The organism is Pinirhizobacter soli (genome assembly GCF_015905305.1).
GTDB classification, from domain to species: domain Bacteria; phylum Pseudomonadota; class Gammaproteobacteria; order Xanthomonadales; family Rhodanobacteraceae; genus Pinirhizobacter; species Pinirhizobacter soli.
Map to the genome: position 1 here is coordinate 321,969 of NZ_JADZLQ010000001.1, position 19,912 is coordinate 341,880.

Sequence of the window (19,912 nt, forward strand, 5' to 3'; positions counted from 1 at the left end):
TGCATTTACCTATGCCATCCAAGATTCCTCAATCTGATTTCCAGGCCATTACTTATGTGAAGCGCGATTGGATCGCCTACATCACGCTCAATCGTCCACAAGTGATGAATGCGCTCAACCAGGCCACCATCATCGAGCTGACCATGGCCTTCGCTGACGCGCGCGAAGACGACGACGTTCGTGGAGTCATCCTGACTGGCGCCGGCGGAAAGGCATTTGCCGCAGGTGCGGATATATCGGAACTGGCGAAAGCCACGCCGATCGATGCCGAGGAGCAGGCCCGGAGCGGCCAGCAACTCACTCTTCTGGTCGAAACGCTGGGCAAACCGGTGATCGCCGCAGTGAACGGCTTGGCGTTGGGAGGCGGATGCGAGCTGGCCATGGCCTGCAGCTTGCGCCTGGCCACCGAAGAGGCTCGATTCGGCCAGCCGGAAATCAAGCTTGGCCTGATCCCCGGATTCGGCGGTACCCAGCGCCTGGCACGACTGATCGGCAAGGCTCAGGCGACGCAACTCATCCTCACCGGAGAGACCATGACTGCAACCGATGCCTATCGGCTTGGTCTCGTCAACGAGGTCGTCCCAAGCGATCAATTGCTGGCCCGGGCCGAGGAGATTCTGCGACAGATCGGCAAGAACGCACCGATCGCGGTGCGCTACGCGCTACAGGCGATCAACGAAGGGCTCAACGTAACCGTTCGTGCGGGCATGGACCTGGAAGGCGCTTTGTTTGCGCTTTGCGCGAGCACCGAAGACATGCGTGAAGGCACGACGGCCTTCCTGGAAAAACGGCACCCCGTTTTCACCGGACGTTAATGCTCCTACTCCGCCACCCACAATGTCTACATCGACGCATCACCCGGCCGCCCGTTTCTTGAAAGGATCCGAACTTCATGTCTGATGCATCGAACATCTTCTCCGGTCTCAAGGTCGTCGATTTCGCGAGCTTCATTGCCGGGCCCGCCGCAGCGACGATCCTTTCGGATTTTGGCGCCGACGTCATCAAGGTGGAACCACCAGGCATGGGCGATCCTTATCGCTACTTTACGTCCGTGCCACCGAACCCCGTCAGCGACGTCAACTATGCATGGCAGCTCACCAATCGAAACAAGCGTAGCCTGGCACTCAACCTGAAGGCGGCGGAATCGAGGGAAGTAGTCGAGCGATTGGTTCGCTGGGCCGATGTGATCGTGGTAAACTTTCCGCCCCGCGTCAAAGCCGGGCTGGGTTTGAACTATGAGTCACTCGCGCCGCTAAACCCACGCCTGATCTACGCCGACATTACCGGCTACGGGAGCCGCGGGCCCGAGGCCGACAGCCCTGGCTTCGACATCACGGCTTACTGGGCGCGGTCGGGGTTAATGGAGGTGACCCACGACGCGGGCAGCCCACCCACCCTGCCGGTCCCTGGTATCGGTGACCACGCTACGGCAACGACACTTTACGCGTCTATCGTCACGGCGCTCTTCGCGCGGGAGAAAACCGGCAAAGGTACTCACGTCTCTACTTCCCTGATCGCCAACGGCATTTGGGCAGCCGGCGCATGGGTCGAGGGCGCGCTCAACGGCGGTCAATTCTTCTCGCAGCATGACCGAGAGACGCCGCCCAACGCTTTGCTCAACCCTTACCAGACGTCCGACAACCGGTGGATCCTGATTGTTGCAGCTCAACAGAAGGACTGGGGCGGGTTCATCCAGGCCATCGGCTTGCCGCAACTGGCCGTGGACCCGCGCTTTACCGATGCACGCAAACGCCTTGAGAACTCCGCGGAGCTGGTGAAGATCCTCGATCCGCTGTTTGCCAGCCAGCCGCTGGCTCACTGGAAAAAAGTCCTGAACGAGGGCCGGGTGATCTTCGGCGTTGTTCAGAACGCCATCGAGATCATCAACGACCCCCAACTGGAAGCGAATGACATCGTCGTTCCCCTGGAAGGGGCTTCCAATCCGCAGGCGCGCACGGTGAGCAGCCCGATTGAAATCGTTGGGTATCCCAAGGCAAAGCCTCGAATTGCCCCGCATCTGGGTGAGCACAACGAGGAGGTTCTCAAGAGTCTCGACTTCAGCGCAGAGGCGATAGCGCAGCTGCATCAGAGCGGCGCACTCGGGGACGACGCGCCGTAAAGGTGTCCACGGAAAGACGACTCAAAAGAGTAAATGTGATCTACCGAAAGTGGGCTTGGGCTTTCGCTGCGGTTCGTTGATAGTACTTCGGCAAAATAGTTTGTCGGCTTCGCTCCCCTCCCCGTATCTCAGCAAGGATCCAACCATGAGTCATGCGACGAGCGACCGCCTCCTTTTACTTGAGGCCATCCCTCCACGACTGCTCTCCGTGTCCCTGGACGGCAGCAGCCTGGACGTGCTGCTCGACAACCTGGGTGGCACTCCCGATGGCATCGCCCTGGACTACGTCAACCGCCATATCTATTGGACCAACATGGGCGAGGACTGGTCCAAGAACGATGGTTTTATCGAGCGTCTTGATTTCGATGGCTCCAACCGGGTGGTCGTCATACCCAAAGGAGCCACGTTTACACCCAAGCAGATGCAGGTCGACGCAGAAGCGGGCCTGCTTTATTGGTGCGATCGCGAAGGTATGCGCGTGATGCGCTCGCGCATCGATGGCAGCGACATCACGGTCCTGGTCCAGACTGGTTCCACGGAAACTGAGCGCGCCGATGAACGCCTGCATTGCGTCGGCATCGCGATCGATCGCGTTGGCGGGCGGATCTTCTGGACGCAAAAAGGGCCACCCAATGGTGGCCAGGGACGAATCCTGAGCGCCCCGCTGGAGTTGCCCAAGGGCATGTCGCCGTCCAGTCGCACGGACATCAGTATCGTATTCGACGCCCTGCCCGAGCCCATCGATCTTGAATGGGAAGCGCAGAGCAGCACGCTGTACTGGACGGACCGGGGTGATCCTCCGCAGGGAAACACCCTCAATCGCTGCCGTTTCGCAGGAGGCAAACCTGGAGCACCGGAGATCCTTCTTTCGGACTTGCAGGAAGGGATCGGCCTTGCGCTCGACACCGCGGGTGAGCAGGCCTTCGTCAGCGACCTGGGAGGCAATCTCAGGGTCGTCAGCTTGCGCGGTGCGGGCCACCCCCGCGTCATCCGCTCCGGACTGGGGGCACTGACGGGGACCGTGCTGTGGCGTCCATCGGCAGCTTAATGCAAGTCCCTCGCCATCGGAATCAACACAAGGCCGTAACTCATGAGCAGAGACATCAAGAAAGTCGTAGTGATTGGCACGGGTGTCATTGGCGCCAGTTGGTGCGCCTTCTACCTCGCCAAGGGGCTGGATGTGGTCGCGACGGACATCGCGCCGACCGCGAAGGCATCCCTGGACGCATACATCAATGCCGCATGGCCGATGCTCGAAGAACTGGGATTGTCGCCGGGCGCGTCATTGAACCGACTGGGCTTCGACAGCGTCCTGGATACCGCGCTCAAAGGTGCGGACCTGGTGCAGGAATGCGGTCCGGAGCGCATTGATTTCAAGCAGGATCTCTATCGCCATATGGATGAGATCCTCCCGCCCGATGTCATCATCGCCTCCAGCTCCTCCGGCCTGACGATGACCGACATCCAGGCCAAATGCGAGAAGCATCCCGAGCGTTGCGTCATCGGTCATCCGTTCAATCCGCCCCACATCATCCCGTTGGTCGAAGTGGTCGGCGGCGCCAAGACCTCCGAGGAAACGATCGCGCGGGCGATGGCGTTCTATGCCTCCCTGGGGAAAAAGCCCATTCGCCTCTTCAAGGCGCTGGCGGGACACGTCGCCAATCGCTTCCAGGCCGCGCTCTACAAGGAAATGCTTTATCTCATCGAGGAGGGTGTCCTGAGCGTCGAGGATGCCGACGTGGCGGTGAGCTACGGGCCGGGCCTGCGCTGGGGCGTCATGGGGCAAAGCCTGCAATGGCACCTGGGCGGCGGCGCCGGTGGCATTGACCACTTCATGGAACACCTGATGACTCCGCTGCAGGGAATCATGAAGACCCTGGGCGAACCCAAAGTCGACGACAAACTGAAGAAGGATGTCATTGCCGGGGTACAGGCCCAGCTCAAGGGCCGTTCCGTGGACGAACTGGCCGACGCTGAAAACCGGGTGATCCTCGGCGCCCTCGCCCTGCGGCAGAAAGTTGGCCTGGCATAACAGCCTCCACGACGGGAATTTGTACATGAGCACTACACCGCACAAATTGACGGACACGCTTAAGGCCAAGCTGGCCAACCCGGCGACGGATGCCACAGTCGACCTGCACCAGGGCGTCAATGATGTGCTCGCCGACGTCGGCATGAGCTGGAAGGATTGCGGCGGCAACCTGAGCTTCTACGGCCGCGACCCCATCCTTCCCAGCGCGATCCGCTTCGGCACAATGTCTGCCATCGGCCTGGCCGCCAAGGCAGTCGCGGCTGCGGCCATCTGGCAGCACCGCACTGGCGAAGGCCAGGACATCAGTGTTGACGTGCGAAAGGCACTTCGCCGCTTTTGTTGCTTCTTCGAGGGAAAATGGGAGCTGCTCAATGGTCGTGCGCCCGCCTACGGTGCGGACGAAGACAACCCGTTCATGAAGCTGCCGTTCTTTCACGAGACGAGGGATGGGCGCCATGTCCTGCCCCTGAATGTTTACCCCAGGCTAAGATCGCGAGCACTCAACCTCCTGCGATGCAGCGATAGCCCAGAGTCGGTTCGCAATGCCATCCTGAAGTGGAATGCCGAAGAGCTTGAGGATGCCGCCGCCACGGCCGGCCTCGTCATGGGCATGGTCCGTACGAACGAAGAATTCCTCCGCGAGGCACAGTACACCGAAGTCCTTTCGAAGATGCCGCTCATCAAGGTGGAAAAGATCGGCGATTCCGAACCGGTTCCGTTCAAGCCCAACGGACAAAGCCCCCTGGATGGGATTCGGGCATTCGGTTTGGGCCACGTTATCGCCGGAGCGGCGATTGGCAGGGACCTGGCCCAGTACGGTGCCGACGTGCTGAACATCTGGCGTCCCAACGACACCGAGAAAGACGCCTTCTTCCTCGATGTGCAGGTGGGCATGCGTTCGACGATCCTCGGCGACGATCCGGAGGATCGCAAGACCTTTGACAAACTTCTTCAGACGGCGGACGTGTTCTTCGCGAACAAGCGCCCAGGCTTTCTTGCATCTCACGGCATGGATGCGGAAGAGCTTTGCGCGAAGCGTCCTGGCCTGGTCCACGTTAGCGTCGTGCTACACGGCGAACACGGCCCGTGGGCGAATCGGCTTGGCTTCGATGAAATTGGCGCCGCCGTATCGGGCCTCTTCGCCGTGGAGGGTACCGCCTCCAGCCCCAAGCAGCCTCCTATCGTGCCAATTTGCGACAACGTCGTTGCGTGGCTGGGTACGGTAGGCGTGCTCTCCGCATTGCGTCGCCGTGCCATCGAGGGCGGGAGTTATCGCGTCGTGATCTCGTTGACCCGAACCGTTCTGTGGCAGCTGTCCCTGGGTATTTTTGACAAGGATTACGCGATAGCGACCGCTGGATCGACGGATGAACATCGCTACGTTTCGCCCGATACGTTCGTGGCCGAGACGCCGCTTGGCACATATCAGGGCATTACCGATCAAGTAATTCTTTCCAAGACGCCGGAGGCATTTCGTACCGTGCTGGTACCGCGCGGGTCGTGCAAACCTGAGTGGCTAAGTCGTTAGCCAAGCGCAGTCAAATCCAGGAAACGAGAAAGCCCGCTACTTGAGCGGGCTTTTTTTTTGGAGTGCGCTTCGACACGAAAGAGTAGAAAAGATTTACCGGAAGTGAGCTTGGCTGGCGAACGCCATTCGCAGAAAGTATCCGTATCACCGCAATTCCTTGGGGTCGGCCCGCGCTCAACGATTCCGCGGCGGCGTCTCCCACTTTCCAACGTAACAAGGAGACGCGTCATGCCCATCACTGCCACCCCCACTCCCGGCAAAACCCTTCTGACGCCACGCGATCATGTCCTGATCATGATCGACTTCCAGTCGCAGATGTCCTTCGCCACCCATTCGATCGACGCCATCACCCTGCGCAACAACGCCGCCCTTGCAGCACGCGCAGCGGCCAGCTTCAAGGTCCCGACCATCCTGACAACCGTGGCGGCGAAGACGTTTTCCGGCCCGATGTTCAGCGAAGTCACCGACCCGTTTCCGGGCCAGGCGCTCCTGGACCGCACCTCGATGAACACCTGGGAAGATGCCGCGGTAATCAAGAAGGTCAATGAGATCGGCAAGAGCCGCCTTGTCCTGGCCGGCTTGTGGACGTCGGTATGTATCGTCGGCCCCGCGCTGTCCGCGCTGGAGCAGGGTTTTGAGATCTATGTGCTCACCGACGCCTGCGGTGACGTTTCCGCCGAAGCGCATAACCGCGCGATCGAGCGCATGGTGCAAGCGGGTGCCCGCCCAATGACTGCCCTGCAATACCTGCTCGAATTGCAGCGCGACTGGGCGCGTGCCGAGACTTACGAAAGCACTACCGGCATCGCCAGGCAGTTCGGTGGCTCCTATGGGCTGGGTGTTACCTATGCCAAGAGCATGTTCGGGGCACACGAAGGTTGATGCCGGGTACGGGCGGCAGCATCACGTTGTCGCCCCCAGGCGTGGAGTCGGTCATGAAGTCTTATCTGGTTTCTTTTGCTGCCGGGCTGTTGGTGGGCTGTATCTATAGCTTCATCAAGGTGCGCTCGCCTGCCCCGCCGTTGATTGCCCTTATCGGCCTGCTTGGCATTGTCCTGGGTGAACAAGGGCCGCCACTGGTCAAACAATTGTTCTTCAAGGAAAGTGCGAAGACCAGCCAGGCCAGCGACCTGGTCGAACCGCAAGCACTAAGCCAGCCATCGAAGGCGAGCATCGATCTGGAGGGCAAATCATGAGCGATCGCCAGGTGTCACCCGAGCTCATCCTGTACAACGGCCGCTTCACCACGCTTGACCGCGCCCAGCCTGTCGCCACGGCCGTCGCCATCGCCCATGGTGTATTCACGGCGATCGGCGATGATGCGGTCATCCTGTCGTTGGCGACCGCCGATACGCGCCTGGTGGATCTCCGTGGCCGCTGCGTGCTGCCGGGCCTGATCGACAACCACCTGCACATCATCCGTGGTGGCCTGAACTACAACCTGGAGCTGCGCTGGGACGGCGTTCGTTCGCTCGCCGACGCCATGGACATGCTCAAGCGGCAGGTTGCCATTACGCCCGCACCGCAATGGGTGCGCGTGGTGGGCGGCTTCACCGAGCACCAGTTCGCCGAGAAGCGCTTGCCCACCATCGCCGAGCTCAACGCGGTAGCGCCTGACACGCCGGTGTTCCTGCTGCACCTGTACGACCGCGCGTTGCTCAATGGGGCCGCCTTGCGCGCCGTGGGCTATACCCGTGACACGCCGGCGCCACCGGGTGGACAGATCGTGCACGATGGTGAGGGCAACCCTACCGGCTTGCTCCTGGCCAAGCCGAATGCGGCCATTCTCTACGCCACGCTGGCTCGAGGCCCCAAGCTCCCCTTCGAGTATCAGCTCAATTCCACGCGTCATTTCATGCGCGAGCTCAACCGGCTCGGCGTCACCGGTGCCATTGATGCCGGCGGCGGCTCGCAGAACTACCCCGACGACTATGCAGTCATCCAGCAATTGGCCGACGATGGGCAGCTCACCATTCGCCTTGCCTATAACTTGTTCACGCAAAAACCCCAGGCGGAGAAGGACGACTTCCTCAACTGGACGCGTCATTCCAAGTACAAGCAAGGCGACGATTATTTCCGCCACAACGGCGCCGGAGAGATGTTGGTGTTCTCCGCGGCCGACTTCGAGGACTTCCGCCAGCCGCGCCCGGATATGCCGGCCAACATGGAGGATGACCTGGAAGGCGTCGTGCGCATCCTGGCCGAGAATCGTTGGCCTTGGCGCATGCACGCCACGTACGACGAAACGATCAGCCGCGCGCTGGATGTCTTCGAGCAAGTAAACAAAGACATACCGTTGCATGGCCTGCACTGGTTCATCGACCATGCCGAAACGATTTCGGATCGTTCGATCGACCGCATCGCCACGCTCGGCGGTGGCGTTGCCGTGCAGCACCGCATGGCCTACCAGGGCGAATATTTCGTCGAACGGTATGGATCGATGGCAGCGGAGGCCACACCTCCGGTAGCGAAGATTCTCGACTCGGGCGTGCCTGTTTCAGCTGGCACCGATGCCACCCGCGTGGCCTCCTACAACCCGTGGGTATCCCTGGCGTGGCTGGTTACCGGCCTCACGGTGGGAGGGCTGCGCCTGTATCCCCAGCGCAACTGCCTGGATCGCGAAGCAGCGCTGCGCATGTGGACCGAAAACGTTACCTGGTTCTCCAATGAAGTGGGCAAGAAAGGACAGATCAAGGTGGGCCAGTTCGCCGACCTGATCGTGCCTGACCGTGATTTCTTCGCCTGTGCGGAACACGAGATTGCCGATACCGTGTCGGAACTGACCATGGTCGGCGGCAAGATCGTCTACAGCGCTGGTCATTTCAGCGGACTGCAGGAGGTCACGGTGCCTGCCGCCATGCCCGACTGGTCTCCGGTACGTCGTTTCGGAGGCTATGCGGGCTGGGCCGACGAAGCTGCTCATGCCAAGCGCGTAGCTGTTCCCGCTTGCGGATGCGAGCACGCCTGCGGAGTACATGGTCACGATCACGCCCGTTCATGGACCAGCCGCCTGCCGGTCGACGACCTGAAATCCTTTTGGGGCGCTTTGGGCTGCGCCTGTTGGGCAGTGTAGCCATGCGTACCTGGACCCCACCATTACTGGTGCAACGAGTGGCGCTATTGCTGCTCTGCGCGGCTTATCTGCAAGGCGGGATCGACAAGGCCTGGGACTTCCATGGCGCGGTCGCCGAAACGATGCATTTTGGACTGCCGATGCCGACACTGGTGACGGTGCTCACCATCGTGATCGAATTGGGTGCTTCGGTGCTTATCATTGCCGGCGTCTACCGATGGATGGGGGCTGTGGCACTGGCAGTCTTCACCCTGGCAGCGACCTTCCTGGCCAACCGTTTTTGGGAACTTCCGCTCGCACAGCGCTTCCCGGTAGAGAATGCATTCTTCGAGCATCTCGGGCTGGTCGGCGGTTTCCTGCTGGTAGCCTGGCATGACTTGCGAGGCCGCCGCTTCAAGGGTCCTTTCACTCCATCCTGATACGGAGTTAGCCATGCGTATTTCCTCCCTCCTGCTGACCGCCGTATGGGGTGTCGGCCTGGCATTGTCCGGGACCGCGACATCCTCGCAGGCACGCGACGCCACGCCTGTCGTGGCCGTGGGCTCGCAGTACGACACCACCCATGTTTACGTTGCCTCCGCGGACGTGGATCGCTTCGCCCAGAGCTTCGTTGCCACGTTCGGTGGTCAGAGCACGAAGCAAGGGGTTGCCCAGGTCACGCCAACACCCAGCAGCACCACCACGCAGCTGCTGCAAACGCCGGTTGGCACCGTATCGTTGTTCGGTTTCAAGACGCCCATCCCGCGTCCCTTCGGCGATGAACGCACCGGTTATCTGGTGAAGGACATGGACGTGGCGGTCCGGGCGGCCCGGGCGGCGGGCGCGGACGTCATCGTCTCGGCTTTTCCCGATCCGATCGGCCGCGATGCGGTGATCCAGTGGCCCGGTGGCGTGAACATGCAGTTGTATTGGCACACCACGCCGCCGAATTATGCGGCGTTCCAGACGGTGCCTGAAAATCGCATCTATGTCTCGCCTGACCGGGCGGACGCGTTCGTACGCAGCTTTCTTGCCTTCTCGCACGGCAAGATTGTCTCCGACAATCCACGTGCGCCAGGGGTAGAGATCGGCCGATCCGGCGAAACGTTCCGCCGTATTCGTATCGAGTCGACCTTCGGCAAGATGTCGATCCAGGTCACCGATGGACACCTTCCGTGGCCTTATGGCCATGAAATGACCGGCTACGAAGTGCCCCAACTGGCCGACACCCTCACCAAGGCCAAAGACAGCGGCGCCACGGTGCTGGTGGAACCCTATACCGCCGACGGGCGACAGATCGCCATCGTTTCGTTCCCGGGCGGCTATGTCGCCGAAATCCATGCGGCCATCGGACAGTAAAGCATTCCCGTCGATACGCGGCACCCTTTCCGGTGGTGTCGCGTATGGGCTGCTTGCCTTGCTCGGCGTGACATCGGTTTTCGCGCAGGACAGTGTCCCACCCCGTCCCACCCCCATGTTCAGCCGCTGGCAGGAGAATTGGTCGGCACTGGCCGACCCACGCTTGCGCAACCGGCCAGGCGACGGACTGAAATACATTCCGCTCGCTGAGGGCGATCCGGATAGCTACCTCTCGTTCGGGCTGAATCTTCGTGAGCGCGTGGAATACAACGACGCCGTGGGGTTCGGCACGGGCGGTAGCCGATCGGACAGCTATCTCATTCAGCGCCTCCAGGTGCATGCCGATCTTCATTTCAACAAGCATTGGCAGCTGTTTACCCAGCTGGAGGACGCGCGTGACTATGGCAAGAAGGTCACCACGCCAGCCGATCGCAATCCGGCCGACGTGCGCCTGGCCTTTGTCGCCTACAACAGGACCATGGGCGACAACACTTTCAAATTCCGTGCGGGTCGCCAGGAGTTCGCGTTCGACTTGCAGCGCTTTGTTTCCCTGCGCGACGGTCCCAACGTACGCCAGGCATACGATGCGATTTGGGCGGACTGGGAAACCCGGGCCTGGCGCGTCATCGGTTTTGTCAGCCAGCCGGTGCAGTATCGGGACGCGCAGGATTTCGACGACTATTCCAACCGGCATCTGCGCTTCAACATGGTCCGGGCAGAGCACCTGTTGTTCGGTACACAGGAACTATCCGCCTACTACGCGTTGTACTCCCGGGATAACGCGCACTACATTGACGCTGGCGGAAGGGAGTCGCGCCACGTATTCGATGTCCGCTATGCCGGCGCCGCCCACGGCCTGGACTGGGATCTGGAAACCATGATCCAGCGCGGTTCGGTCGGTGCCAGCGACATTCGGGCCTGGGCCCTGGGCACACGCGCAGGCTATACCTTTGCCACGACGCCCTGGCAACCGCGCCTTGGCTTGCAGCTGGACGCGGCATCTGGCGATCGCCATGGCGCGGACCATACCGTGGGCACCTTCAACCCGCTGTTCCCCAATGGGTACTACCTCACGCTCGCCGGCTATACCGGCTACGTCAACTTCATCCATCTAAAGCCGTCGGTAACGGTCAAGCCAGTAAGCCGGCTCACGCTAACGGCGGCGCTCGCCTTGCAGTGGCGCCAGACCACCGCCGATGCCGTGTATACGCAACCGAATATTCCCATCCCCGGGACAGCGGGTCAGGGAGGGCGCCGGACGGGGAGCTACGGACAGCTTCGTGGCGACTACGCCATCAACACCAACCTCGTGGCCGCCCTGGAAATGGTGCATTTCGAAATCGGTGATGCCTTGCGCCGCGCCGGCGCGCACAATTCCAATTACCTCGGGGCGGAGCTTAAATATCAATGGTGACTGAGACACCCAAACCCCTGCCATTTCTCGTTCCAGCCCTGCTTGGTCTGACGGCGGGCTACGTGGACACCGCTGGTTTCATGGCGTTGCACGGGCTATTTACCGCTCACGTAACCGGCAACTTTGTCACCATTGGCGCGGCCATCGTGTTCGGCACCGCCGGCGTCGTCACCAAGCTATTGGCATTGCCGACCTTTTGCGCGGCGTTGCTTATCTTCAGGCTGTTGCACTATCGCCTGGTCGACCGCGGTTGGCCGGTGCTGAAGACGTTTCTTGGCGTGCAGGTAGTGATGCTGGGTGTGGCCGGTGCGCTGGCGATCTGGCATGGCGCCTTTTCCCACGAGGACGACTGGGCAACGATGACCACTGGGCTCCTGCTTGTGGTTGGCATGGCGATACAGAATGGCCTGCAGCGCGTGCATATGAGCAATTCGCCTCCCACCACCATGATGACTGGCACCACCACCCAGATCATGCTGGACCTGGCCGACCTGGTGCACGGAATCCGCGGGGAACAAAGCGCTGCCGTCACCGGGCGCCTCGCCCGCATGGGGCAAGCCGTTCTCGTCTTCGCGTTGGGCTGCGCGCTGGCTGCCTTGCTGTACGCCACCATGGGCGTCTGGTGCTTTGCCCTGCCTCCCCTGCTAGTACTCTTGGTCTATCTCCGTTGTGGTAACAGCACATGATTGCCGTGTGAGAGTAAAACACGATGAGTACCGTCTCGAGGGTTGTGTGGTATGCATTTCATCCGCCGCGCAATGACACGTCTCCTCGTCTTGCTCGCCTGCCCTCTATTGGCAGCGATCGGCGTGCCGTCGCTCGCGTGGGCCGTAGAGCCACCTCACGTGGTGCTGCCTTTGGCCACGCCGTCGCCCTACCGCTTCGGCTTGACGCAATTCCAGCATCGGTCCTATCTCTCCCGGGATGGCGCACCGGCTAACGCGCAAGCCATGGTCCAAACGCCCGACGGGTTTCTCTGGTTAGGCACGCCGAACGGCCTGATTCGATTTGATGGCGTGCATTTTGATCGAAGCCCCACGGATTTGCTGCCGAAGCCCGGTGTTTCCAAGCTATTTGCCGAGCCTAATGGTGACCTGTGGATCGGTTATACCTTCGGCGGCATTAGCGTATTGCATCAAGGCAGGATCTTAAGCGTACCTGACGCACTCCTTCCGGGTGGTAGCGTGCTCGGCTTTGCGCGTACGACGGATGGCTCGCTCTGGGTTGCCACCACCCGTGGCGTCGCCCGGCAGCGCAATGGGCATTGGGACAAGGTCGCTCGCCCCGGCGACGGTGACCCTGAGCATGAGCCTCAGTGGCTGGGTCGAATCAGTGGCCGCCTCTATCTCTTTGAACCGCGGTCCGCCTTCGTGGTTGATGAAAAAACGGGGCAGCTTCTCGCTACTGATTTCGCCAAAGCCAGGCACGATCAGCTGGGTCTACCTCCATCTGTCCCGTGGAGAGAAAGTGACAACGTGTACTGGGCAAGTTTGCGTGATCCTTCCGGGGCTCTGTGGGTTACCAGGGAGGACCGCGAAGGCATCACGCGAGTTCGCTGGAAAAACAATGAAGAGGCCATTGCCGGCGAGGAGCATTTCGGCAAGAAAGAAGGCTTGAGCGGAGAGTTTGGACTGTCTTATTTCATGGACCGCGAAGGCAATATCTGGGTGGCGACCGAACAAGGCATCGATCGTTTCAGCGCGAGCAAGTTCACCCCCGTCGTCTTTCCGGGAAAAATGTCCGAGCTGACCATCGCGGCGGATCACGCCGGGGGGTTGTGGGTGGGGAGTCTTAGGGAAAACGCGCTCCACCTCAAAGACGAGACACCTGCCGTGCGTATTGAAGGCATGGGCCCGGGCTCCGACTGCTCCATGGTGGATCGCCAGGGCGAAGTCTGGATGGTCGGATACGCCGATCTGCAAGTCTATGACGGTGTCCGGGTTACTCACATACCGCCTCCGCCCGGCACCCTGAGGAACGATCACGGCCAAGTGGCGCTTCAAGCTTGCCAAAATCTGGCGGAAGACGCCGACGGAGATATCTGGTTTTCGGCAGCAAAGGTGGGCGTCTTTCGCCGCTCTGGCGGCACCTGGCAGCTCAATGGTGGCTTAAAGGATTTGCCCCCGGGGCCAGCGATTCGTGTCATTGCCGACGACCGGGGGCGCATCTGGCTCGGCTATCCGAGTGATCGTATCGTGATGATCGATCACGATCAGGTGACGCGCTATGGCCCTAACGATGGACTGGCGATCGGCAATGTGATCAGCCTGTACATACAAGCTGCGCATGTCTGGGCAGCGGGAGACGGCGGCATCGCCTACCTCGCGTCCAACAACAAGTTTGTCGCTTTCCATGCCCAGGGCGGCAATGCGTTGCGCGGTATCTCCGGAATCGTTGAAACCAGCGCAGGAGATCTCTGGTTAAACAGCCTCGATGGCGTCTACCGAATCGCGGCCAACCAGGTTGAAGCCCTTCTGCACGATCCTGGGTATCAACCTTCTTATGAGCTATTTACCCAGGACGATGGCATCAATGGGCAACCCAAGCCGATTCGGCCTGGGCCTTCCATGGTCCAAAGTACCGACGGGCGCATCTGGGTGGCGACAAAACAGAATTTATCCTGGATTGACCCATCCCATATCCGATACAACAAAGTGGCGCCGGCGATCACGATCAGCGGCTTCATCGCCAATGGCAAGCCATGGCCATTATCTTCGACCCCGACACTTCCCCCATTGACGGCCAATCTGCGCATTGACTACACAGCGCCCGCGCTATCCATGCCTGAACGCGTGCACTTTCGATATCGTCTTCAAGGCGTGGACAATGATTGGCAGGAAGCGGGTGGACGACGCGAAGCCTTTTACACCAGCCTCCAGCCCGGCGCTTATCATTTCCAGGTATTGGCTATCAACGAGGATGGCGTTCCCAGCCTTGAGCCGGCCAGCTTCGCTTTCAACCTGAAGCCCGCGTTTTATCAAACCGTTTGGTTCAAGTCTCTTCTGGTCGGCCTGGCCGTACTGTGCGCCTGGTTCCTTTATGCATTACGCGTGTCCTTCATCGCGCGCAGATACCGCCTGCTCCTTCATGAGCGCTCGGCGGAGCGAGAGCGAATTGCCAGGGATCTTCACGACACTCTCCTGCAGGGCATGCAGGGAATACTCTTGCAACTGGAATTGTGGACCCGCGGCCCCACCCTGTCCGATGCGCAGCGAGCGGGCGCGCTGACGATGGAAGGCAAGATGCGCAGCATGCTGATCGAAGGGCGCGACACCATCGGTGCGCTTCGCCAGGCACACGACCACCATGCCGATCTCATTGCCGGATTGCTCGTGGCCGGCAATGAAGCGGCCGCACAATCAGACACGAGGTTCTCGCTGCGCCTGGCTGGCGGGCCGCGCACCTTGCTGGATGATGCATGCGAGGAGGTCCTGGCGATCTCCCGCGAAGCGGTGCTTAATGCCTTCAGGCATGCCCAGGCAGAAGCGGTCTGGGTAACCGTCGACTACGGGGCGCAAGCCCTGATCGTGTCCATATGCGACAACGGTATCGGGGTGTCGGAACTGCGCATTGATGAATGTCAAAGTGAAGGTCACTGGGGTATGGCAGGCATGCGGGAGCGTGCTGCCAAACTGGGTGGAAAACTCCTGGTGACCAGTTCTCCGGGCAAAGGCACCGCGATCGAGATCGAGGTTCCGCGGCGCCGCGCCTATGCGTCGGCGCCCTACCTCGTCCGCGCGGGAAGGACCCTGGCATCGTTCCTTCCTGTTTCCTTCAGGAACAGGGAAACCAAGAGCGCTCCCACGAGGATCAATACCCAAAAGAGCGTCGACTCAAAGAAGTGACGCTGCGGATCGATGGTCGGGGTTCCTACCGTTTTGCCGAGCTTACTGGCGAACACCGGGCCGACCAGGGCAGTGACGCTGAAAGTAATGAAATTGATCGCTCCCGTCGCACTGCCCTTGACGTTGTCGGGATTGGCTTCCTTGATGATGGTGTAAGGAATCATCGCCGCACCCGAAGCCACGCCGAACGCGAGCAACGTTACCGATGCGGGCAAGGCGCCCGGCGCAAAGGTCAACTGTAACGCGCATGCGAGCATCAGGCAGATGCCGATAATAAGTGCGCGCTTGCGCCGTCCCAGGGCATCGGCCAGCCAGCCGAATAGTGGGCAACCCAAAACCCAGCCAAGCGGCACCATGGATATGGCAAACACGGCGTCGTGATAGCTGAACAGCCGGTCTTCCTGGAAGAACCGGACACCCCACACCATATCGCCGATCGTCGTCGGCGCGAATAGCAGCCCGGACACGAGGCCGCACAGATAAGACTGGGGATTGCTGAACACTATCTTGTATGGCGCGAGGATGTTTCCGTGCGCCGCGGGATTCGCGGCAACCTGTTCCCTTGGCGTCATCACGAAGAGCACGCCAGCCACGAGAAGCACGATGATGCCGAGCCCAATCCAGAATGCCGTGACTGTCACCACTCCATGAATGAGCGGACCGACCGCGATCTGTCCCATCGATCCGCCAAGCATGCCGAAGCACTGCGTAAAGCCGATGGCTGTCGCCAGCTTCTTGGCAGAGAAACCATGCGAGGCCAGATAGACGGCACCGGTAAAGGCGAAGGCGGATCCCGCACCCTGAAGCAGTCGCCCTGCACTACCGATACTGACCGTTGGAATGGCGAACAGAATGCAGCCAAGAGCGAGCAACAGCATCCCCATGGGGACAACATACTTCGATCCCCACCGATCCAGTAAAACACCTGCCACCAGGCTGGTCGTCGAATAGGTGTAGTAGTACAGGCCCAAGATTCCGCTTACACCCAAAACGCTCACGCCAAAAGCTTGCGAGAGTTCCGGCATCATCACCGCCGGCGCGGAGCGCGAGGCGTACTCCAGGAAATAAAATACCGACGCCAGCCCCCATGCGATGGCATAGGCTTTCGCGAAGGATGAATGGCTTGTAGCAGGGCTGTTCGCACTCATGACCGTCCCCGAAGGCGTATGAGCGCAATCTACTCATTCCTTCTGCGCATATCGTTACTCGAAAGAGTAAATATGCCTCTGGCGACAATTCATTTTGTCCACTGCAACACGCAAATGTCCAAAGGCGTGCCCATAAGGCCACGTCAGGCCTGCCTGCCACCCCACCACCTTTTTCCAGACATATATAGAGAGTGGGATCTCATCAATATCAGACACCTTGGTACGACCAGGCTGACGGTGGTTCCGCTGGAGGGCTGGCTTGCAATGGTCAGCCTTCCCCTTAGTTTCTCCGCACGCTCGCGCATGCCGTCAATGCCCCAATGGCCTTCTTTTCGGCGCAATTGAAGGTGCTGTTCGCTGACACCGATGCCATTGTCGTGGATCGTGATCTTCAGTCCGCGTCTTGCATACCTGACGAAGACTCCGATGGTATCCGCCTGTGAGTGATCAAACGCATTGCGCAGGCCCTCGCGCACGATGGCCAGCACCTCGATGCGCATCTTCGCCGGGAGCTTCCAGGGCTCGCCCTTGACCTTCAGCATGAAGTCGGCGTTCGAATCGGAGGCTTCACGCTCACCCAATTCCAGGACGACCCCCAACCAGTCCCTCACGCCGCCATCGGGCAAACGCAGCGCATTGATCGCGTTGCGCCCATCCACCACGATATGACGAAGCTTTCGTTCAATCTTCGCAGCACGCTCGCGCTCGGCCTCCGGCAGGCTCAACGAAAGCACCTCGAACTCAAGCAAGATACCCTGCAGGCCCTGCAACAGCGTGTCGTGCAATTCCCGGGCGATGCGCTTGCGCTCGGCGCGCCTGTGGTCTTCCGGCAAACGGCCGCCTTGCTCGGTGTCGTCAAGGCGCAGCCTGCTCAGGTTCCAGAACGCGAAGACCAGCGCCGTTCCGACACCCAGCGACCTCATCCAGCTTGAGTGGGAAATAGCCAGCCCGCTTCGCACAGAACCTACCCCGTTAGCCCAGACGCTTGCTCTGAGCTAACTTCTACCCCCATGTCTTCCTGATAAGAATTGGAAAATTCTTGATCTTTTTTGTGAAAAAGAACAACGCGGGCCTCACAAGCTGCCTTTTCGGAGCCCAATGGCCACGTAGAGCTTCGCCAGCCACGCGGGATCTCCCAGATTTCCCCCTGCGATCTCCTCGATACGCTCAAGCCGGTAGTTCAGCGTATTGGGGTGGATCCCAAGAACTTGCGCGGTTTGCTTGCGCTTCTGGAATTGCTCCAGATAGCACTCCAGGGTTCTTAGCAGATCCGGTTCGTGCGATAGACGCTCAATCAAAGATTCCAGGTAGCGAAGCACGTTGTCCGATCGCCTAGCGCCTTCGTTCAACGCGATGTCCGAATACCTGTAGACGTTGTCGCCCGCGCCCATACGCTCGCCCACATCCATCGCCTTGATCGCTTCGTCGACGGAACAGGACCAGCCCGAAGGCCCCTGGCCCATCATTCCCACGCCGACCTGTTTGAACTCGGCCACGTTTGCGATCACCTGGGTGGCCAACTCACCCATCCTGCGGTCGCTGGCGAGGATGGAATCGCCCCGGATGCATGGAATCCACACGATCAATCGCCCGCGATACATCACGCGGACAAGATCGGCCGCATTGACCTTCGCCGTGCGCGCCACGACCACCAGCATCCTGTCCAGCTCCTTCTCAATGCGTGACGGAAACGTGTCCAGCACGTTGGAGTTGAAGGCAAGCGCCACCCGGCCGATCGTCGGGTCAATACCGATGGTCTCCGACACCCGGTTGAATTCGCTCACGTCCGAAGAGGCGTCAAAGACCAGATTGCAAAGCTCATACCGCAGCGCTTCCTTCCACCGTGACTGCTCGTACTGCTCTTCCATATAGGCCACGGCTATGGCCCGGGCCATTTCGTCGAAGTGGTCAAGGAGATAAGGCGAAAGCTCGAAAAGAAGTTCGTTCTGGACATCCGGGTGCTCCGCGCCAAACTCCAGGTAGATAGTCCACAGTTCTTTCGAGCCCAGTCGGTAAGCCCTAAGCAGCGATGCCAGCGGAACGCCCTGATGGACACGCCTTCGCCCCACCTTTCGAAAGGGCTCCATGTCTTCGTCGGAGGGGTACTCGCCCGTCAAAATGGTGTTGCACCAAAGCACTGCGGAGAACCGGATCGACACCATGAAGTCGCTCTTGGTACCCAACGGGAGATTGGCATAGGCCGCGTCGCTTTGACTAATGGCCCTATAGGTCCTCTCCACGATTACCGTTGGGTCGCGCTGGTAAGCGGCCGTCATCTCGCGAAGCTTTCCCGTTACTCGTGGAATTTTCATGTCTAGATTGGCTTCCAAATCCATGGCAGGTCGCGTGCACCCAGTCTAATCCCTTGCGACGGGTTGAAAAATCTGCCCTTTGGCGGAAAGCTAACGCTGCATCTGCATGAGATGGTCCATGGGAAGCATGTTCCGGTTGAGATGCCCCATGATCCATATGGACCCGATGACGACGATCGCAATGATCAGTATCGCTGCCGCGAATGCCAGGACATTGGTCTTCTGGGCGGGCGCGGTATTGATATGCAGGAAGAAGATCAAGTGAACCAGCATCTGCGCAATCGCAAGGACCGCCAGCGCCGCCACGACACTGAATGGCGCCATGCCGGTGCTTGGCGCGATGGCGAACGCGGCAATGGTCAGCGCACCGGCCAAGACGTAGCCGGTGATGTAGCCACGGAGGCTGCCATGGGCTTGCCGCCCTTCCAGGCCCGGGGTGCTCGCATCCCCGCGTCGTGGGTCGTGCCGCTGCTGCGCTGTCATAGATAGCCTCCGACCAGGTAGACGAACGTAAAGACGCCGATCCAGACCACGTCCAGGACATGCCAGAAGAGGCTCAAGCACAGGAAGCGGCGCAGGATTGCCGGGGTAAATCCGCGCAGCAGGAATTGAACCAGCAGCACGCCCAGCCACAGGATGCCGCATGTCACGTGCAATCCGTGCGTGCCTACCAGCGTGAAGAACGAAGAGAGAAAGGCACTGCGATCAGGACCATAACCCTTCGCCATGAGGTCGGAAAATTCGTGGATTTCCAGGGTAAGAAACGCGATACCCAGTACTGCCGTCACGAGAAATCCGATCAGCGCAACGAACTTGTTGCGCCGGTCGCACGCCAACATGGCGATACCGCAGGTAAAACTGCTGGTGAGCAGGCAGGCCGTCTCGACAAAGGCATTGCGCGCACTGAAAAGCATGTGGCCGTCAGGGCCGCCGTCGGTTGCCGTCCTGAGTACGGCAAACGCGGCGAACAATGCGGCAAACAGAATGCCGTCGCTCAGAAGGTAGAGATAGAAGCCAAAACCGGTGACATGCTGCCTGGAGGTCAGTTGAACTCCTGGATCCTCCGACGGCATATCCAATGAAGCACTATCGCTAGACATAGG

17 protein-coding genes and 1 pseudogene are annotated in these 19,912 nt (G+C 60.2%); 13 read left to right on the plus strand and 5 right to left on the minus strand.

The window, feature by feature from the left end:
* Positions 1-11: 11 nt before the first annotated feature.
* The 13 genes and pseudogenes from NDK18_RS01075 to NDK18_RS01135 form a co-directional block, all read left to right on the plus strand.
* Positions 12-815, plus strand: a complete 804-nt coding sequence (locus NDK18_RS01075; RefSeq protein WP_284692062.1) for an enoyl-CoA hydratase/isomerase family protein — start codon at positions 12-14, stop codon at positions 813-815.
* A 77-nt stretch (positions 816-892) separates the two neighbouring features.
* The gene (locus tag NDK18_RS01080) at positions 893-2,119 is read left to right on the plus strand and encodes a CaiB/BaiF CoA transferase family protein (RefSeq protein ID WP_250626841.1); all 1,227 of its coding nucleotides are present in this window, start codon (positions 893-895) and stop codon (positions 2,117-2,119) included.
* A 145-nt stretch (positions 2,120-2,264) separates the two neighbouring features.
* Positions 2,265-3,167, plus strand: a complete 903-nt coding sequence (locus tag NDK18_RS01085) for a hypothetical protein (protein WP_250622913.1) — start codon at positions 2,265-2,267, stop codon at positions 3,165-3,167.
* Positions 3,168-3,209: 42 nt separating this feature from the next.
* The gene (locus NDK18_RS01090; RefSeq protein WP_250626842.1) at positions 3,210-4,151 is read left to right on the plus strand and encodes a 3-hydroxyacyl-CoA dehydrogenase NAD-binding domain-containing protein; all 942 of its coding nucleotides are present in this window, start codon (positions 3,210-3,212) and stop codon (positions 4,149-4,151) included.
* A 25-nt stretch (positions 4,152-4,176) separates the two neighbouring features.
* Positions 4,177-5,679, plus strand: coding sequence for a CoA transferase (locus NDK18_RS01095; RefSeq protein WP_250626843.1), 1,503 nt, complete (start codon positions 4,177-4,179; stop codon positions 5,677-5,679).
* 228 nt (positions 5,680-5,907) lie between these two features.
* On the plus strand, positions 5,908-6,561 hold the full coding sequence (locus NDK18_RS01100; protein ID WP_250626844.1) for a hydrolase: 654 nt from the start codon (positions 5,908-5,910) through the stop codon (positions 6,559-6,561).
* 53 nt (positions 6,562-6,614) lie between these two features.
* Positions 6,615-6,875, plus strand: a complete 261-nt coding sequence (locus NDK18_RS01105; protein ID WP_250626845.1) for a DUF1427 family protein — start codon at positions 6,615-6,617, stop codon at positions 6,873-6,875.
* Positions 6,872-8,752, plus strand: coding sequence for an amidohydrolase (locus NDK18_RS01110; RefSeq protein WP_250626846.1), 1,881 nt, complete (start codon positions 6,872-6,874; stop codon positions 8,750-8,752). Before NDK18_RS01105 ends, NDK18_RS01110 begins: the two co-directional genes overlap by 4 nt.
* 2 nt (positions 8,753-8,754) lie before the next feature.
* Positions 8,755-9,171: a DoxX family protein gene (locus NDK18_RS01115; protein WP_250622906.1), complete on the plus strand. Its 417-nt coding sequence runs from the start codon at positions 8,755-8,757 to the stop codon at positions 9,169-9,171.
* Positions 9,172-9,184: 13 nt separating this feature from the next.
* Positions 9,185-10,090 (plus strand): glyoxalase, encoded by a 906-nt coding sequence (locus NDK18_RS01120; RefSeq protein ID WP_250626847.1) that lies wholly within the window; start codon positions 9,185-9,187, stop codon positions 10,088-10,090.
* 115 nt (positions 10,091-10,205) lie between these two features.
* On the plus strand, positions 10,206-11,504 hold the full coding sequence (locus NDK18_RS01125) for an alginate export family protein (RefSeq protein ID WP_250622904.1): 1,299 nt from the start codon (positions 10,206-10,208) through the stop codon (positions 11,502-11,504).
* Entirely contained in the window at positions 11,498-12,190 is a 693-nt protein-coding gene (locus NDK18_RS01130; protein WP_250622903.1) for a DUF1275 family protein, read from the plus strand. Before NDK18_RS01125 ends, NDK18_RS01130 begins: the two co-directional genes overlap by 7 nt.
* 2,094 nt (positions 12,191-14,284) lie before the next feature.
* Positions 14,285-15,196: pseudogene (locus NDK18_RS01135) on the plus strand (ATP-binding protein); the annotation flags it as partial.
* 32 nt (positions 15,197-15,228) lie between these two features.
* Here NDK18_RS01135 and NDK18_RS01140 read toward each other — a convergent pair.
* The 5 genes from NDK18_RS01140 to cyoC form a co-directional block, all read right to left on the minus strand.
* Positions 15,229-16,497 carry an MFS transporter gene (locus NDK18_RS01140; RefSeq protein WP_250626848.1) on the minus strand — a complete coding sequence of 423 codons (1,269 nt, stop codon included), beginning with the start codon at positions 16,495-16,497 and terminating at the stop codon, positions 15,229-15,231.
* Positions 16,498-16,640: 143 nt separating this feature from the next.
* Positions 16,641-17,456 (minus strand): sensor histidine kinase, encoded by an 816-nt coding sequence (locus NDK18_RS01145; RefSeq protein WP_250626849.1) that lies wholly within the window; start codon positions 17,454-17,456, stop codon positions 16,641-16,643.
* Positions 17,457-17,570: 114 nt separating this feature from the next.
* Positions 17,571-18,833: a PucR family transcriptional regulator gene (locus NDK18_RS01150; RefSeq protein ID WP_250626850.1), complete on the minus strand. Its 1,263-nt coding sequence runs from the start codon at positions 18,831-18,833 to the stop codon at positions 17,571-17,573.
* Positions 18,834-18,899: 66 nt separating this feature from the next.
* Positions 18,900-19,292 (minus strand): cytochrome o ubiquinol oxidase subunit IV, encoded by a 393-nt coding sequence (cyoD, locus tag NDK18_RS01155; RefSeq protein WP_250622899.1) that lies wholly within the window; start codon positions 19,290-19,292, stop codon positions 18,900-18,902.
* Positions 19,289-19,909, minus strand: a complete 621-nt coding sequence (cyoC, locus tag NDK18_RS01160; protein WP_250626851.1) for a cytochrome o ubiquinol oxidase subunit III — start codon at positions 19,907-19,909, stop codon at positions 19,289-19,291. The genes cyoD and cyoC overlap by 4 nt, the downstream gene beginning before the upstream one ends.
* Between the last annotated feature and the right edge of the window lie 3 nt (positions 19,910-19,912).

Excerpts from the sequence above, each read along its gene's own strand:
- NDK18_RS01150 (WP_250626850.1), bottom strand. The coding sequence starts at position 18,833 with ATGGATTTGGAAGCCAATCTAGACATGAAAATTCCACGAGTAACGGGA.
- NDK18_RS01125 (WP_250622904.1), top strand. The coding sequence starts at position 10,206 with ATGTTCAGCCGCTGGCAGGAGAATTGGTCGGCACTGGCCGACCCACGC.
- NDK18_RS01140 (WP_250626848.1), bottom strand. The coding sequence starts at position 16,497 with ATGAGTGCGAACAGCCCTGCTACAAGCCATTCATCCTTCGCGAAAGCC.
- NDK18_RS01110 (WP_250626846.1), top strand. The coding sequence starts at position 6,872 with ATGAGCGATCGCCAGGTGTCACCCGAGCTCATCCTGTACAACGGCCGC.
- NDK18_RS01100 (WP_250626844.1), top strand. The coding sequence starts at position 5,908 with ATGCCCATCACTGCCACCCCCACTCCCGGCAAAACCCTTCTGACGCCA.
- NDK18_RS01095 (WP_250626843.1), top strand. The coding sequence starts at position 4,177 with ATGAGCACTACACCGCACAAATTGACGGACACGCTTAAGGCCAAGCTG.
- cyoD (WP_250622899.1), bottom strand. The coding sequence starts at position 19,292 with ATGACAGCGCAGCAGCGGCACGACCCACGACGCGGGGATGCGAGCACC.
- NDK18_RS01130 (WP_250622903.1), top strand. The coding sequence starts at position 11,498 with ATGGTGACTGAGACACCCAAACCCCTGCCATTTCTCGTTCCAGCCCTG.
- NDK18_RS01085 (WP_250622913.1), top strand. The coding sequence starts at position 2,265 with ATGAGTCATGCGACGAGCGACCGCCTCCTTTTACTTGAGGCCATCCCT.
- NDK18_RS01120 (WP_250626847.1), top strand. The coding sequence starts at position 9,185 with ATGCGTATTTCCTCCCTCCTGCTGACCGCCGTATGGGGTGTCGGCCTG.
- NDK18_RS01075 (WP_284692062.1), top strand. The coding sequence starts at position 12 with ATGCCATCCAAGATTCCTCAATCTGATTTCCAGGCCATTACTTATGTG.
- NDK18_RS01080 (WP_250626841.1), top strand. The coding sequence starts at position 893 with ATGTCTGATGCATCGAACATCTTCTCCGGTCTCAAGGTCGTCGATTTC.
- NDK18_RS01090 (WP_250626842.1), top strand. The coding sequence starts at position 3,210 with ATGAGCAGAGACATCAAGAAAGTCGTAGTGATTGGCACGGGTGTCATT.
- cyoC (WP_250626851.1), bottom strand. The coding sequence starts at position 19,909 with ATGTCTAGCGATAGTGCTTCATTGGATATGCCGTCGGAGGATCCAGGA.
- NDK18_RS01105 (WP_250626845.1), top strand. The coding sequence starts at position 6,615 with ATGAAGTCTTATCTGGTTTCTTTTGCTGCCGGGCTGTTGGTGGGCTGT.
- NDK18_RS01115 (WP_250622906.1), top strand. The coding sequence starts at position 8,755 with ATGCGTACCTGGACCCCACCATTACTGGTGCAACGAGTGGCGCTATTG.